The following is a 13,806-nucleotide window of genomic DNA, read 5'->3' on the forward strand; positions in this document are numbered from 1 at the left end:
CTCTTCACTCCCTTGCGTCAGGAGCTCGTGCCCTGCTGCCCGCGGCGCGTGGAGTCGTAGAGCGGGGCTTGCCCCGCTGCCGTGGAGCGCATGTACCGCCAAGGGCAGCGGGGCAAGCCCCGCTCTACGAAAGCCCAAGCCTCGGCCGCGAGGTCCGCTCAGCGGCCGAACAGTTGCCTGCGCTGCTCGTCGGTCAGCGGCTTGCCCGCGTCCGGGTTGACCTGCGCGGTCAGCGCGTAGGCGCGTGCGGTCGCCGGGCGCGCGGCGATCGCGGCGTGCCAGCGGCGCAGTTCCGGATACGGCTCCAGGTCCAGCGGCGCCTTGGTGTACGGGTTGATCCACGGATACGCGGCCATGTCGGCGATCGTGTACTCCTCGCCAGCGATGAAGCTGCGCCCGGCCAGGCGCCGGTCGAGCACCCCGAGCAGGCGCTGCACCTCGCGCGTGTAGCGGTCGATCGCGTAGTCGATCCTTTCCGGCGCATATACGTTGAAGTGGCCGTACTGGCCGGTCATCGGGCCCAGGCCGGCCATCTGCCACATCAGCCACTGGTTGACCTCGACCTTCTGCCGCACGTCGGCGCCGAAGAAGCGCCCGGTCTTGTTGGCCAGGTAGACCAGGATCGCGCCGGATTCGAACACGCTCAGCGGCGCGCCGCCGTCGGCGGGGGCATGGTCGATGATCGCGGGCATCTTGTTGTTGGGCGAGAAGGCCAGGAACTCCGGCTTGAACTGGTCGCCCTTGCCGATGTCCACCGGCTTGACCGTGTACGGCAGCCCGGCCTCCTCGAGGAACAGGGTGATCTTGTGGCCGTTGGGCGTGGGCCAGTAGTACAGGTCGATCATGCGGCGACTCCTGGGAGGGGGAGCCGCGAGTGTAGGCCCCGGCGACGCGCCGGGGATGGATCACACCGTTCCCGGCCCGGGGCGGCCGCGACGCCGCTTGGCAGGCAGCGGCGCGGCCGCTACCCTGCGCCGTCCCTTTCCCCGTGCAGCCCCCATGTCGCATCCGCAGACCACCGGCGCGCCGCGCCTGAGCCCGCTGTCCACCCTGATCTTCGCCTCGCGCTGGCTGCAGCTGCCGCTGTACCTGGGGCTGATCCTGGCCCAGGGCGTGTACGTGTTCCTGTTCGGCAAGGAGCTGTGGCACCTGATCCACGAGGCGCGGGGACTGGGCGAGCAGCAGATCATGCTGATCGTGCTGGGCCTGATCGACGTGGTGATGATCTCCAACCTGCTGGTGATGGTGATCGTCGGCGGCTACGAGACCTTCGTCTCGCGCCTGCGCCTGGAGGGCCATCCGGACCAGCCGGAGTGGCTGAGCCATGTCAATGCCTCGGTGCTGAAGGTGAAGCTGGCGATGGCGATCATCGGCATCTCCTCGATCCACCTGCTCAAGACCTTCATCGCCGCCGGCACCCTCAACGGACTGCCGTTCTGCCCGCCCGAGTTGCTCGCCACGGCCGCGGCCAACATCGGCGCGACCCGCTGCAGCACCCTGACCACCGACGGCGTGCTCTGGCAGACGATCATCCATTGCGTATTCATCCTGTCGGCCATCGGCATCGCCTGGACCGACAAGCTGATGACCAACGTCAGCGCCAAGCGCGAGCACGAAGCCCACCACTGAGGCCGCACCGGCGCCCGCGCGGGTACTGGAGCGCGCAGCCGTCCCGGTCCACCGGCTTCAGGGACGCTTGGCCGCCACCGCGTAAAATGGCGGCATGGATGTCTCCCACCTGCTCGACGACCTCAATGCCGCCCAGCGCGAAGCCGTATCCGCCCCGCCGGGCCACTACCTGGTGCTGGCTGGCGCCGGCTCCGGCAAGACCCGGGTCCTGACCCACCGCATCGCCTGGCTCAACGAGGTCCAGGGCGTGCCGGCGCACGGGATCCTGGCCGTCACCTTCACCAACAAGGCGGCCGGCGAGATGCGCGCGCGCGCCGACGCGCAGCTGCGCCACGGCGCGCGGGGCATGTGGATCGGCACCTTCCACGGCATCGCCCACCGCCTGCTGCGGCTGCACTGGAACGAGGCGCGGCTGCCGGAGTCGTTCCAGGTGCTGGACAGCGACGACCAGCTGCGCCTGGTCAAGCGCGTGGCCCAGCAGCTGGAGCTGGACGACGGCCGCTTCCCGCCGCGGCAGATCGCCTGGTGGATCAACGCGCAGAAGGACGAGGGCCGCCGCCCGGAGCACATCCAGCCCGGGGACGACCCGTGGACCGATGCGCTGCGCCGCGCCTACGCGCTGTACCAGGAGCGCTGCGACCGCGCCGGGCTGGTCGACTTCGCCGAACTGCTGCTGCGCGCGCATGAGCTGCTGCGCGACAACCCGGCGTTGCTGGGCCACTACCGCGCCCGCTTCCGCGACATCCTGGTCGACGAGTTCCAGGACACCAACGCGATCCAGTATGCGTTCGTGCGCGTGCTGGCCGGTGACAGCGGCCGGGTGTTCGTGGTCGGCGACGACGACCAGGCCATCTACGGCTGGCGCGGCGCCAAGGTCGAGAACGTGCAGCAGTTCCTGCGCGATTTCCCGGGCGCGAAGACCATCCGCCTGGAGCAGAACTACCGCTCCTCCGCCAACATCCTCAACGCCGCCAACGCGGTGATCTCGCACAACCCCGACCGCATCGGCAAGCAGCTGTGGACCGACAGCGGCGAGGGCGAGCCGGTGGACGTGTACGCGGCCTACAACGAGATGGACGAGGCGCGCTTCGTGGTCGAGCGCATCCGCCAGTGGGTGCGCGACGGCGGCAGCTGGCGCGAGGCGGCGGTGCTCTACCGCAGCAACGCGCAGTCGCGCGCGCTGGAAGAAGTACTGCTGGCCGAACAGGTACCGTATCGCGTCTATGGCGGCATGCGCTTCTTCGAGCGCGCCGAGGTCAAGGACACCCTGGCCTACCTGCGCCTGGTCGCCAACCGCGCCGACGACGCCGCCTTCGAGCGCACCGTCAACACGCCGGCCCGCGGCATCGGCGACCGCACCCTGGACGAGGTGCGGCGCCGCGCCCGCGAATCGGCGGTCTCGCTGTGGCAGGCCGCCAGCGCGCTAGTGAGCGAGAACGCGCTGGCCGCCCGCGCGCGCAACGCGGTCGCCGGGTTCCTGAGCCTGGTCGAGGCGCTGGATGCGGAAACCACCGACCTGGCGCTGAAAGACCGGGTCGACCACGTGCTGGCCCGCTCCGGCCTGCGCGAGCACTGGAGCAGCGAGGCGCGCGGCCAGCTCGACGCCGAATCGCGGCTGGAGAACCTGGACGAGCTGGTCTCGGTCGCCTCGCGCTTCTCGCGCGCCGAACTGGACGACGACCAGGAGAGCATGAGCGAGCTGGTCGCGTTCCTGTCGTATGCGGCGCTGGAGGCCGGCGAGGGCCAGGCCCAGGCGGACGAGGACGGCGTGCAACTGATGACCCTGCATTCGGCCAAGGGCCTGGAGTTCCCGCTGGTGTTCCTGGCCGGCGTGGAGGAAGGCGTGTTCCCCAGCAGCAAGTCGCTGGAGGAAAGCGGCCGGCTGGAGGAGGAGCGCCGCCTGGCCTACGTCGGCATCACCCGCGCGCGGCAGAAGCTGGTGATGACCTACGCCGAGAGCCGGCGCATCCACGGCATGGACATGTACGGCATGCCATCGCGCTTCCTGCGCGAGATCCCCGGGCACCTCCTAAATGAGGTGCGGCCGCGCGTGCAGGTGGCCCGGCCCATGGCCGCGCCGCCGCGGGTCGCGCATCCGGTGCTGGAGACGCCTGCGCTGAAGCTGGGACAAAGCGTGGCGCATGCCAGCTTCGGTCGTGGCGTGGTCACCGACTACGAGGGCAGCGGCGCGCATGCGCGCGTGCAGGTCAATTTCGACGACGCCGGCAGCAAGTGGCTGGTGCTGGCCTTCGCCAACCTGCAGCCGCTCTGAGCGCATCGCCCGGCACGCCGCACGGCTGGCCGGGCAACGATCCGTGCAGGAACCGTTTCATCGGCGACGCGTGCGTGCGAGCACGAGGTCGTCGCCTGTGTCGATGGCGTCGCGTCGCCGATGAATCGGCTCCTACAAAAAGACGCCGCAATTCCGGCACTCCCGGCCGCCGGCCCGCCCGCCTCCATGGCGGCGGTTGCCTGATCCGCGCGGCGGGTGTGCAATGCGGATATGTACCCCGGGGGAGCCCGCCATGTACGACCGCATCCTGATCGCCACCGACGGCTCGGAACTGGCCGGAAAGGGGCTGCGCCATGGCCTGGCGCTGGCCGCGGCGCTGCGCGTGCCGGTGGTCGTGGTGACCGTGACCGAACCGTGGATGCCGGCCTTCGACGATGCGCTGGCGCTGTCGGCCGACCCGGCGATGCAGCAGGAATACCGCGAGGGCTGCGCGCATTCGGCCCAGCGCATCCTGCAGGACGCGCTGGGCCAGGCCGCCGCGGCCGGCGTGGCCTGCGAGACCGTGCACGTGCCCGACGGCTTCCCGTCGGATGCGATCGTGCAGGCCGCCGCCAGCCACGGCGCCGGCCTGGTGGTGATGGCCTCGCACGGCCGACGCGGGCTGGGCCGGGTGCTGCTCGGCAGCCAGGCCCAGGCGGTGCTGGCCAAGGCGACCGTGCCGGTGCTCGTGGTGCGCTGAGGCCGCAGCGAGCGGTGCTCCTGCATGGGAGCCAGCGCCGCCGTCGTTGTAGCCGCCGCCGCCCGCGCCGCGACGGCGTCGACACGGCGGCACCTCGCGGCCCGGGTGTCCGTGTCGCCATCCACGCCGCGTCGCCGCAGCGAGGGCGTGAGGCCGCTTGCCTGCCGCAGCCGTGGCCGTAGACCGGCGGCCTCAGGCCGCGCCGCTCAGGTGCTCGTGCAGGATCACGCTGCCGATCGCGATCATGATCACGCCGCCGAGGATCTCGGCGCGCTTGCCGGCCAGCGCGCCCAGGACCCGGCCGAGCATGATGCCGGTGGTGACCATCACCAGGGTGCACAGGCCGATGACCGTCGCCACCACCGCGATCGGCGCATTGAGGAAGGCCAGGCTCACGCCCACCGCCATCGCGTCGATGCTGGTGCCCAGGCCGGTGGCGGCCAGGCCCCAGAAGCCGTGGTGGCGTATTGCCTGGCCGTCGTCGTCGCTGTCGGGCCTGAAACCGTTCCAGATCATGTGCAGGCCGAGCAGGCCCAGCACGCCGAAGGCGATCCAGTGGTCCCAGGCGGTGATGTAACGCGCGGCGGCGTGGCCGAGCAGCCAGCCGATGACTGGGGTGATGGCCTCGATCGCGCCGAAGATCAGGCCGGCGCGCAGCGCCTGGGGGAACCGGGGTCGCTGCATCGCCGCGCCCTTGCCGACGGCGGCGGCAAAGGCGTCGGTCGACATGGCGATACCGATCAGCAGGATCGAAAACGGGCTCATTGAACGCACCGGGCTGGAAGGGCGGACACGGCCCGCCAGCGTCCAACCACGACGCGCCGGCAGGCCGTTGGTCTCGCCAGTCCCGGTGGCTGCGGATCGTCGATCCGGGCCGCGGGTTGTCCGCGCCACGGCCACAGCGGGCCGAGCATGTTGACGCGGACGCTCCGGGCATGGCGCTCAGAGCAGGCTACTCCCCAAGGAGGGACGCGCAGGATACCACGCAGGCCGAGGCGGCCCGGCGGCCGCGGCCCGTGGACCCGGCGCCGGCCGACCGTGCCGATGTGCACATGCGGCCAAGGTCCGGGCCGGTAGGATCGGGATCCGGCCACTGTGCGCCGCCAGTCCACGGAGTCACGACCATGCACTGCCCCTCGCGCCGCCGCTTCCTCGATTCAGCCCTCGCCACCTCCGTCGTCGCCGGCCTCGGCGCCCTTGCCGGCGTGGGGCCGCTGTTCGCCGCGCCCGCGGCATCCGCACCCCTGCTCACCCGCCCGATCCCGTCCAGCGGCGAACAGCTGCCCGTGATCGGCGCCGGCACTTCCGGCAGCTACGACGTGGCGATCGGTTCGCCCGAGTACGCCCAGCTGCAGCAGGTGGCGAAGATCTTCTTCGACGGCGGCGCCAGGTTGATCGACACCTCGCCCAACTACGGGCGCTCCGACGAGGTGGTCGGCAGCCTGCTGCACGACGGTGGCTGGCGCGACAAGGCCTTCATCGCCACCAAGATCGCCGCCGACAGCCGCCAGGCGGCCGAAGCGCAGTGGGCCGAATCGCTGCGCCGGCTGCGCACCGGCAAGGTCGAACTGCTGCAGGTCCACAACCTGCGCGACTGGCAGACCCAGCTGGCCTATGCGCGCGAGCTCAAGTCGCAGGGCAAGACCAAGTATGTGGGCGTCACCCATTACACCGATGCCGGCCTGCCGGAACTCGAGCGGATCCTGCGCGGCGAAAAGCTGGACTTCATCCAGATCCACTACTCGGTCAATTCCACCAATGCCGCCAGGACGGTGTTGCCGCTGGCGCAGGACAAGGGCGTGGCGGTGATCATCAACCGCGCGTTCGACGACGGCAAGCTGTTCGCCAGGGTCAAGGACGTGCCGCTGCCGGGATGGGCGGAGGAGGCGGGGGTGACCTCGTGGGCGCAGATGTTCCTCAAGTTCGCGATCAGCCATCCGGCGGTCACCGTGGTGATCCCGGCCACCGGCAAGCCCGAACGCCAGCTCGACCAGCTCAAGGCCGGTCGCGGGCCGTTGCTGACGGCCGTGCAGCAGCAGGAGCTCGTCCGGCAGTTCGCGGCCTGAGGCGCGGAGGATGGGCGCGCCGGATCATTCGCATCGCGCGGCTTGGCTGTCGCGCCTGTTCGGGGTGAGGCTGCACGAGGCGCCGGCGGTCGCCGCCGGGCTGGCGATGTTCTTCCTGCTGTTCACCGGCTACTTCATGCTGCGCCCGGTGCGCGAGACGATGGGCGTCGCCGGCGGGGTGGACAACCTGCAATGGCTGTTCACCGGTACCTTCGTGGCAACCCTGGCGGTGCTGCCGCTGTACGGCTGGATCGCCTCCAGGGTTGCGCGGCGGACGATCGTGCCGTGGGTGTTCGGGCTGGTGGTGGCCAGCCTGCTTGGCTTCGCCGCCAGCCTGGCCCTGCAGCCGGAGAACGTCTGGGCCGGCCGCGCGTTCTACATCTGGATCTCGGTGGTCAACCTGCTGCTGATATCGCTGGCCTGGAGCGTGCTGGCCGACGTGTTTGCCAGCGCCGAAGCCAAGCGCCTGTTCGCGCTGATCGCCGCCGGCGCCAGTGCCGGCGGCCTGCTGGGCCCGCTGCTGGCCACGGTGCTGGTCGGGGTGCTGGGCCATGGCGGATTGCTGGTGCTGTCGGCGTTGTTCATCGCCGGCAGTTCGGCGATGGCGTTGTGGTTGCACCGCTGGCGCGACCTGCATCCACTCGACAGCGCGGAAATGCCGATCCAGCGCCGGCAGCCGCTCGGCGGCAATCCGTTCGCGGGCGCCACCGCGGTCTTCCGCTCGCCGTACCTGCTGGGCATCGCGCTTTTCGTGGTGCTGCTGGCCACGGTGACCACGTTCCTGTACTTCGAGCAGGCGCGTTTCGTGGCCGAGCTGTTTCCCGATCGCGAACGGCAGACCCAGGTATTCGGCCTGATCGACACCGTGGTCCAGGCACTGGCGATCCTCACCCAGCTGTTCCTCACCGGTCGCATTGCACAGCGGCTCGGCGTGGGCGTGCTGCTGGTCGGCGTGCCGTTGGTGATGGCCTTCGGCTTCCTGTGGCTGGCGCTGGCGCCGGTGTTCGCGGTGTTCGTGGTGGTGATGGTCGCCCGCCGCGCCGGCGAATATGCATTCGTGCGACCGGGCCGGGAGATGCTCTACACCGTCGTCCCGGCCGAGCAGAAGTACAAGGCGAAGAACTTCATCGACACGGTGGTGTACCGCGGCGGCGACGCGCTCAGCGCCTGGGTCAAGCGTCTGCTGGACCTGATGGGCGAGCACCCGGCGCTGGCGATGTTCATCGGTGCCGGCGTCGCCCTGGCATGGGCCGGCACCGGCCTCGCCCTGGGCCGCGCCCAACGCCGCCGCGAATCGTAGAGCGGGGCTTGCCCCGCTGCTCTTGGCGGCCTGCGTTTCCGGGAACAGGGTAGCGGGGCAAGCCCGGCTCTACGCGAAGCGTGTCGCGCGTCGCTGCGTGTGGCGGCTTTGGACTTCGTAGAGCGGGGGCTGCCCCGCTTCCTTGCCTACTCGTCCGCCGACTCGGTCTCCGCTTCCAGCTCCAGGAAGCCGCCCGACTGCCGTTGCCACAGCTGCGCATACAGCCCGCCATGGACGAGCAGCTGCTCATGCGTGCCCTGCTCGACGATCCGGCCCTGGTCCATCACCACCAGCCGGTCCATCGCGGCGATGGTCGACAGGCGATGGGCGATCGCGATCACCGTCTTGCCCTGCATCAGCCGGTACAGGTTCTCCTGGATCACCGCCTCCACTTCCGAATCCAGCGCCGAGGTCGCCTCGTCCAGCACCAGGATCGGCGCGTTCTTCAGCAGTACCCGGGCGATGGCGATGCGCTGGCGCTGGCCGCCGGACAGCTTCACCCCGCGCTCGCCGACCTGCGCGTCGTAGGCTCGCCGGCCCTTGGCGTCGACCAGCTCCTGGATGAAGCCGTCGGCATTGGCTTGGCGTGCGGCCTCGACCAGCTCGGCCTCGCTCGCGTCCGGACGCCCGTACAGGATGTTCTCGCGCACCGAGCGGTGCAGCAGCGAGGTGTCCTGGGTGACCACGCCGATCGCGGCGCGCAGCGAGTCCTGGGTGACGGTGGCGATGTCGGTGCCGTCGACCCGGATCGCGCCGCCCTCGCGGTCGTAGAAGCGCAGCAGCAGGTTGACCAGGGTCGACTTGCCGGCGCCGGAGCGGCCGACCAGGCCGACCTTCTCGCCCGGGCGCACGTGCAGGTCCAGGCCCTCGATCACGCCGCCCTGCTTGCCGTAGTGGAAGGTCACGTGCTCGAAGCGGATGTCGCCGCGCACCGGGCCGATGTCCTTCGCGTCCGGCGCGTCGTCGACCGTGGCTGGCAGCGCGATCGAGTTGATCCCGTCCTGCACCGTGCCGATGTTCTCGAACAGGGCCGACATCTCCCACATGATCCACTGCGACATGCCCATCAGGCGCAGCACGAAGGCGATCGCCACCGCGATCGCGCCGACGCTGACCGCATCGTTCATCCACAGGCCGATGCCGGTGGACGCCACCGCGAACAGCAGCAGCATGTTCAGCGTGTCGTTGCTCACGTTGACGATCGTGGCCAGGCGCATCTGCCGGTGCACCGTGTCGAGGAACTCGCCCATCGATTCGCGCGCGTAGTCCTCCTCGCGGTGCGAATGCGAGAACAGCTTGACCGTGGCGATGTTGGTATAGCTGTCGACAATGCGGCCGGTCATGGTCGAGCGCGCGTCGGCCTGCTCCTGGGCGACCTTGTTCAGCCTCGGGATCGCGTAGCGCAGCAGGATCGAGTAGGCGACGATCCAGCCGGCGAACGGCAGCATCAGCCGCCAGTCGGCCGAGGCGGCCACGATCAGCGCGCCGCCGAAATAGACGATCACGTAGTTGCCCACGTCCAGCAGCTTGATCACCGTCTCGCGCACGGCCAGCGAGGTCTGCATCAGCTTGGTCGAGATGCGCCCGGCGAACTCGTCCTGGAAGTAGCCCATCGACTGCCGCAGCAGGTAGCGGTGCACCTGCCAGCGGATCCGCATCGGGAAGTTGCCGAGCAGGGTCTGGTGGATGACCATCGCGCTGAGCAGGTTCAGCGCCGGCATGACCAGCAGCACCACCACCGCCATCAGCGCGAAGTTCCAGCCTTCCTCCTGCAGGAAGGTGGCCGGGGTATGGCTGGAGAGGCGGTCCACGATCGAGCCGGTGAACGCGTACAGCGACACCTCGGTGATCGCGATGGCCGTGGTCAGCAGCGCCATCAGCGCCAGCCACGGTTCGGTGCCGCGCGTGTAGTGGCGGCAGAACGCGTACAGCGAGCGCGGCGGCTGGGTGGCGGGCGCGGCCGGATACGGGTCCAGCCGGTTTTCGAACCAGCGAAGCATCGTCAGATCCTGTCCATGGGCACGGAGCGGGATCGGCGTCCGTGCAGGGAGGGCATTGTCCTGCAATCGAGCGCCGCGGGCACGCCGCGGCCATCGCAACGGCGCCAACGCAGTGTTTCAGCCGTCGAGCGCGCCGCTGAAGTGGAACGAGACGATGCGCAGCCGTTCGCGCAGGTAGAACGCGTGGGCATCGATACGCTGGGTGCCGGAGTCCAGCTGCAGGCTGCGGCAACCCAGCGCGCTTGCCTGCGCCTTCAGCCAGTCCAGCAGGGCCTTGCCGTGGCCGGCGCTGCGGGCGGCGCTGTCGGTCACCAGGTCGTCGACGTACAGCAGGCGGCCATGGGCGAGCATCTCCTGCACGCGCCAGCCGGCGAACGCGCGTACGATGCCGTCCTCCACCAGCACGGTGGCCCGCCAGCCTTCGGCCTGCTGGCGCAGCGCCTGGGCGAGGAACGCTTCCTCGTCCAGGTGCGGACGCAGCTGCGCCACCACCGGCCAGGCCGCGCGCAGGGTCGCCGGATCATCGGCCGCGCGGATGTCGGGAGCGGCTGCCGCGTTCACCACGAGAACAGCTTCCAGTAGGTCTGCGGGATGTCGTCGGCCTGGTCGCGGTCCAGCGCGCCGTCGCCGTCGCGGTCGTACAGGTAGTACGGCGCGCCACGCGCCGGGGTGATCTTGACCATGCGCAGCTGGCCGCCGACGCGGTATTCCTCGAGGGTGTCGCCGTTGCCCAGGTCGCGCGTGGCGACTTCCGCGCCGGTGACGTCCACCGGCGCGCCGCTGCTGGCGCAGCCGGCCGGCAGGCCGGCGACCAGCGCCAGGGACAGCAGCAGGACCGGGGCGGAACGGGGCGGCTTGCGCATGGCGGTGTCTCCTCGGGGTTGGTCCGCATTATGCGCCAGGCCGCCGTGCACGCCAGGCGGCGGTCGCGCCGCCCGCTGGACGGCGGCATCGATCCGCGACCAGTAGAATGCCGGCATGACACGCCTAGTCCTGATCGACGGTTCCAGCTACCTGTACCGCGCCTTCCACGCGCTGCCGCCGTTGACCAACAGCGCCGGCGAGCCGACTGGCGCGCTGTTCGGCGTGGTCAACATGCTGCGCGCCACGCTCAAGGAGAAGCCCGACCATATCGCCTTCGTGGTCGACGCCCCGGGCAAGACCTTCCGCGACGACCTGTACCCGGCCTACAAGGCCAACCGCTCGCCGATGCCCGACGAGCTGCGCGCGCAGGTCGAGCCGATGTGCCAGATCGTGCATGCGCTGGGCATCGACATCCTGCGCATCGATGGCGTGGAGGCCGACGACGTGATCGGCACGCTCGCCGTGCAGGGCGCGTCGGCGGGTATGGACGTGACCATCTCCACCGGCGACAAGGACTTCGCCCAGCTGGTGCGCGCGCCCGGCGTGGCCGCCGGCTCGATCGCCCTGGTCAACACCATGAGCGGCAGCCGGATGGATTCGGACGCGGCGGTGATGGAGAAGTTCGGCGTGCATGCCGGGCAGATCGTCGACCTGCTGGCGCTGATGGGCGATGCCATCGACAACGTGCCCGGGGTGGAGAAGTGCGGGCCCAAGACCGCGGCCAAGTGGTTGGGCGAGTACGGCAGCCTGGATGGCGTGATCGCCAGCGCCGGCCAGATCAAGGGCAAGATCGGCGACAACCTGCGCGCGGCGCTGCAGCGCCTGCCGCTGAACAGGCAGCTGGTCACGATCAAGACCGACGTCGCGCTCGAGCGCGACGCCGCCTCGCTGCGCCTGCGCGAACCGCACGTGGACGACCTGCGCGCGCTGTACGGCCGCTACGGCTTCAACCAGGCGCTGAAGGAACTGGATGCCGGCGCGGTAGCCGGCAATGCCGGCCCGGCGCTGCCGGTGGCGGAGAAGGAACCCGGGCGTTCGCGCGGCAGCGGCTTCGTGTCTGCCGCCGTCCAGGCACCGGCGGGCCTGGATCCGGCCCTCGCCGCGAAGGGCGAATACGAGACGATCACCACGATCGAGCGCCTGCAGGCGTGGATCGGACGGCTGCGCCAGGCGGGGCAGTTCGCCTTCGACACCGAGACCGACAGCCTCGATGCGATGCGCGCGAACCTGGTCGGGCTGAGTTTCTCCGCCGAACCCGGTGCGGCGGCCTACCTGCCGCTGGGCCACGACTATCCGGGCGCACCGGCGCAGCTCGGTCGCGCCCAGGCGCTGGACCTGCTGCGTCCGCTGCTGGCCGACCCGGCCGTGCGCAAACTCGGCCAGCACGGCAAGTACGACCTCCACGTGATGCGCCGGCACGGCGTGGAGCTGGCCGGCTACGACGACGACACCCTGCTGGAGAGCTTCGTGCTGGACTCGGGCAGCGCCCGCCACGACATGGACAGCCTGGCCCGCCGCCACCTGGGCTACGAGACGGTGAAGTACGAGGACGTCTGCGGCAAGGGCGCGAAGCAGATCCCGTTCTCGCAGTGCGCGCTGGACGATGCGACCCGCTACGCGGCCGAGGATGCCGACATCACCCTGCGCCTGCACCGGGTGCTGTCGCCGCGGCTGGCCGCCGAGCCGGCGCTGGAGCGCGTGTACCGCGAGATCGAGATGCCGCTGGTGCCGGTGCTGGAGCGGATCGAGGCCAATGGCGTGAAGGTCGACATGGACGAGCTGCGCCGGCAGAGCGCGGACCTGTCCAAGCGCATGCTCGCCGCGCAGCAGAAGGCCACCGAGCTGGCCGGGCGCGCGTTCAACCTGGATTCGCCCAAGCAGCTGCAGGCGCTGCTGTTCGACGAACTGCGCCTGCCGGCGCTGGTGAAGACGCCCAAGGGCCAGCCCTCGACGAATGAGGAAGCGCTGGAGGCCATCGCCGACCAGCACGAGCTGCCGCGGGTGATCCTGGAATATCGCGGCCTGGCGAAACTGCGCAGCACCTACACCGACAAGCTGCCGGAGATGGTCAATCCGGACACCGGCCGGGTGCACACCAGCTACCACCAGGCCGGTGCCGCGACCGGGCGGCTGTCCTCGTCCGACCCGAACCTGCAGAACATCCCGATCCGCACCGACGACGGCCGCCGCATCCGCCGCGCCTTCGTCGCCCCGCCCGGACGCAGGCTGGTGGCCTGCGACTATTCGCAGATCGAGCTGCGGATCATGGCCCACCTGTCGCAGGACCCGGGCCTGGTGCGCGCGTTCGAGTCCGGCGCCGACGTGCACCGTGCCACCGCGGCGGAAGTGTTCGGCCGCAAGCTCGAGGATGTCACCGGCAACGAGCGCCGCGCGGCCAAGGCGATCAACTTCGGGCTGATGTACGGGATGAGCGCGTTCGGCCTGGCCAGGCAGTTGGGCATCGGCCGCGGCGAGGCGCAGGATTACATCGCCCTGTACTTCAGCCGCTACCCGGGCGTGCGCGACTACATGGAGCGCACCCGCGAGCAGGCGCGCGAGCGTGGCTACGTGGAGACCGTGTTCGGCCGGCGCCTGTACCTGGAATACATCCGTGCCGGCAACCAGGCCCAGCGGGCCGGCGCCGAACGCGCGGCGATCAACGCGCCCATGCAGGGGACCGCGGCGGACATCATCAAGCGGGCCATGATCTCCGTGGACGGCTGGCTCGCGGGCCACCGCGACCGTGCCCTGATGATCCTGCAGGTCCACGACGAACTCGTGTTCGAAGCGGACGAATCATTCGTCCCGACCCTGGTGGAAGAGGCCGGCCGGCTGATGGCGTCGGCGGCGCAACTGAGCGTCCCACTGGTGGTGGACAGCGGGACCGGCAGCAACTGGGACGAGGCCCACTGACAGCCTCTCCTTGGCAAATCAGGCACTTCCGGGTAGGCCCGGAACCAGGGGGCATTCCGTTA

At 70.2% G+C, this 13,806-nt stretch carries 11 protein-coding genes; 6 read left to right on the forward strand and 5 right to left on the reverse strand.

What is annotated here, in order from left to right; genetic code table 11:
* Positions 1-158: 158 nt before the first annotated feature.
* Positions 159-845 carry a glutathione binding-like protein gene (locus ABKA19_RS02975; protein WP_353687581.1) on the reverse strand — a complete coding sequence of 229 codons (687 nt, stop codon included), beginning with the start codon at positions 843-845 and terminating at the stop codon, positions 159-161.
* Positions 846-999: 154 nt separating this feature from the next.
* Here ABKA19_RS02975 and ABKA19_RS02980 point away from each other — a divergent pair, with 154 nt between their 5' ends.
* The 3 genes from ABKA19_RS02980 to ABKA19_RS02990 all read left to right on the forward strand — a co-directional run bounded on the left by ABKA19_RS02980 (position 1,000) and on the right by ABKA19_RS02990 (position 4,601).
* Positions 1,000-1,629, forward strand: a complete 630-nt coding sequence (locus ABKA19_RS02980; protein ID WP_162378452.1) for a TIGR00645 family protein — start codon at positions 1,000-1,002, stop codon at positions 1,627-1,629.
* 94 nt (positions 1,630-1,723) lie between these two features.
* The gene (uvrD, locus tag ABKA19_RS02985; RefSeq protein ID WP_353687582.1) at positions 1,724-3,901 is read left to right on the forward strand and encodes a DNA helicase II; all 2,178 of its coding nucleotides are present in this window, start codon (positions 1,724-1,726) and stop codon (positions 3,899-3,901) included.
* Between the two features lie 253 nt (positions 3,902-4,154).
* Positions 4,155-4,601 carry a universal stress protein gene (locus ABKA19_RS02990; RefSeq protein ID WP_353687583.1) on the forward strand — a complete coding sequence of 149 codons (447 nt, stop codon included), beginning with the start codon at positions 4,155-4,157 and terminating at the stop codon, positions 4,599-4,601.
* Between the two features lie 192 nt (positions 4,602-4,793).
* On the opposite strand, the gene ABKA19_RS02995 is transcribed toward ABKA19_RS02990, so the two are convergent.
* Positions 4,794-5,366 carry a manganese efflux pump MntP gene (locus ABKA19_RS02995; protein WP_353687584.1) on the reverse strand — a complete coding sequence of 191 codons (573 nt, stop codon included), beginning with the start codon at positions 5,364-5,366 and terminating at the stop codon, positions 4,794-4,796.
* Positions 5,367-5,725: 359 nt separating this feature from the next.
* Here ABKA19_RS02995 and ABKA19_RS03000 point away from each other — a divergent pair, with 359 nt between their 5' ends.
* Complete coding sequence (locus ABKA19_RS03000) at positions 5,726-6,667, forward strand: aldo/keto reductase (RefSeq protein ID WP_353687585.1); 942 nt, start codon at positions 5,726-5,728, stop codon at positions 6,665-6,667.
* Positions 6,668-6,677: 10 nt separating this feature from the next.
* On the forward strand, positions 6,678-7,967 hold the full coding sequence (locus tag ABKA19_RS03005; RefSeq protein WP_353687586.1) for an NTP/NDP exchange transporter: 1,290 nt from the start codon (positions 6,678-6,680) through the stop codon (positions 7,965-7,967).
* A 146-nt stretch (positions 7,968-8,113) separates the two neighbouring features.
* On the opposite strand, the gene ABKA19_RS03010 is transcribed toward ABKA19_RS03005, so the two are convergent.
* The 3 genes from ABKA19_RS03010 to ABKA19_RS03020 form a co-directional block, all read right to left on the reverse strand.
* The gene (locus ABKA19_RS03010) at positions 8,114-9,967 is read right to left on the reverse strand and encodes an ABC transporter ATP-binding protein (protein ID WP_353687587.1); all 1,854 of its coding nucleotides are present in this window, start codon (positions 9,965-9,967) and stop codon (positions 8,114-8,116) included.
* 117 nt (positions 9,968-10,084) lie between these two features.
* A complete protein-coding gene (locus ABKA19_RS03015) occupies positions 10,085-10,528 on the reverse strand; it encodes a GNAT family N-acetyltransferase (protein WP_353687588.1) in 444 nt (147 codons plus the stop codon).
* Positions 10,525-10,830 (reverse strand): DUF2782 domain-containing protein, encoded by a 306-nt coding sequence (locus ABKA19_RS03020; protein ID WP_353687589.1) that lies wholly within the window; start codon positions 10,828-10,830, stop codon positions 10,525-10,527. Before ABKA19_RS03020 ends, ABKA19_RS03015 begins: the two co-directional genes overlap by 4 nt.
* A 115-nt stretch (positions 10,831-10,945) precedes the next feature.
* Between ABKA19_RS03020 and polA the strand changes: the two genes are divergently transcribed.
* Positions 10,946-13,744 carry a DNA polymerase I gene (polA, locus tag ABKA19_RS03025; RefSeq protein ID WP_353687590.1) on the forward strand — a complete coding sequence of 933 codons (2,799 nt, stop codon included), beginning with the start codon at positions 10,946-10,948 and terminating at the stop codon, positions 13,742-13,744.
* Positions 13,745-13,806: the final 62 nt, after the last annotated feature.

Source organism: Pseudoxanthomonas sp. Soil82 (assembly GCF_040446535.1).
GTDB lineage: Bacteria > Pseudomonadota > Gammaproteobacteria > Xanthomonadales > Xanthomonadaceae > Pseudoxanthomonas > Pseudoxanthomonas kaohsiungensis.

Bases quoted from the DNA above. Each gene is read 5' to 3' on its own strand.
- ABKA19_RS02990 (WP_353687583.1), top strand. From the start codon at position 4,155: ATGTACGACCGCATCCTGATCGCCACCGACGGCTCGGAACTGGCCGGA.
- ABKA19_RS03020 (WP_353687589.1), bottom strand. From the start codon at position 10,830: ATGCGCAAGCCGCCCCGTTCCGCCCCGGTCCTGCTGCTGTCCCTGGCG.
- polA (WP_353687590.1), top strand. From the start codon at position 10,946: ATGACACGCCTAGTCCTGATCGACGGTTCCAGCTACCTGTACCGCGCC.
- ABKA19_RS02995 (WP_353687584.1), bottom strand. From the start codon at position 5,366: ATGAGCCCGTTTTCGATCCTGCTGATCGGTATCGCCATGTCGACCGAC.
- ABKA19_RS02980 (WP_162378452.1), top strand. From the start codon at position 1,000: ATGTCGCATCCGCAGACCACCGGCGCGCCGCGCCTGAGCCCGCTGTCC.
- ABKA19_RS02975 (WP_353687581.1), bottom strand. From the start codon at position 845: ATGATCGACCTGTACTACTGGCCCACGCCCAACGGCCACAAGATCACC.
- ABKA19_RS03005 (WP_353687586.1), top strand. From the start codon at position 6,678: ATGGGCGCGCCGGATCATTCGCATCGCGCGGCTTGGCTGTCGCGCCTG.
- uvrD (WP_353687582.1), top strand. From the start codon at position 1,724: ATGGATGTCTCCCACCTGCTCGACGACCTCAATGCCGCCCAGCGCGAA.
- ABKA19_RS03000 (WP_353687585.1), top strand. From the start codon at position 5,726: ATGCACTGCCCCTCGCGCCGCCGCTTCCTCGATTCAGCCCTCGCCACC.
- ABKA19_RS03010 (WP_353687587.1), bottom strand. From the start codon at position 9,967: ATGCTTCGCTGGTTCGAAAACCGGCTGGACCCGTATCCGGCCGCGCCC.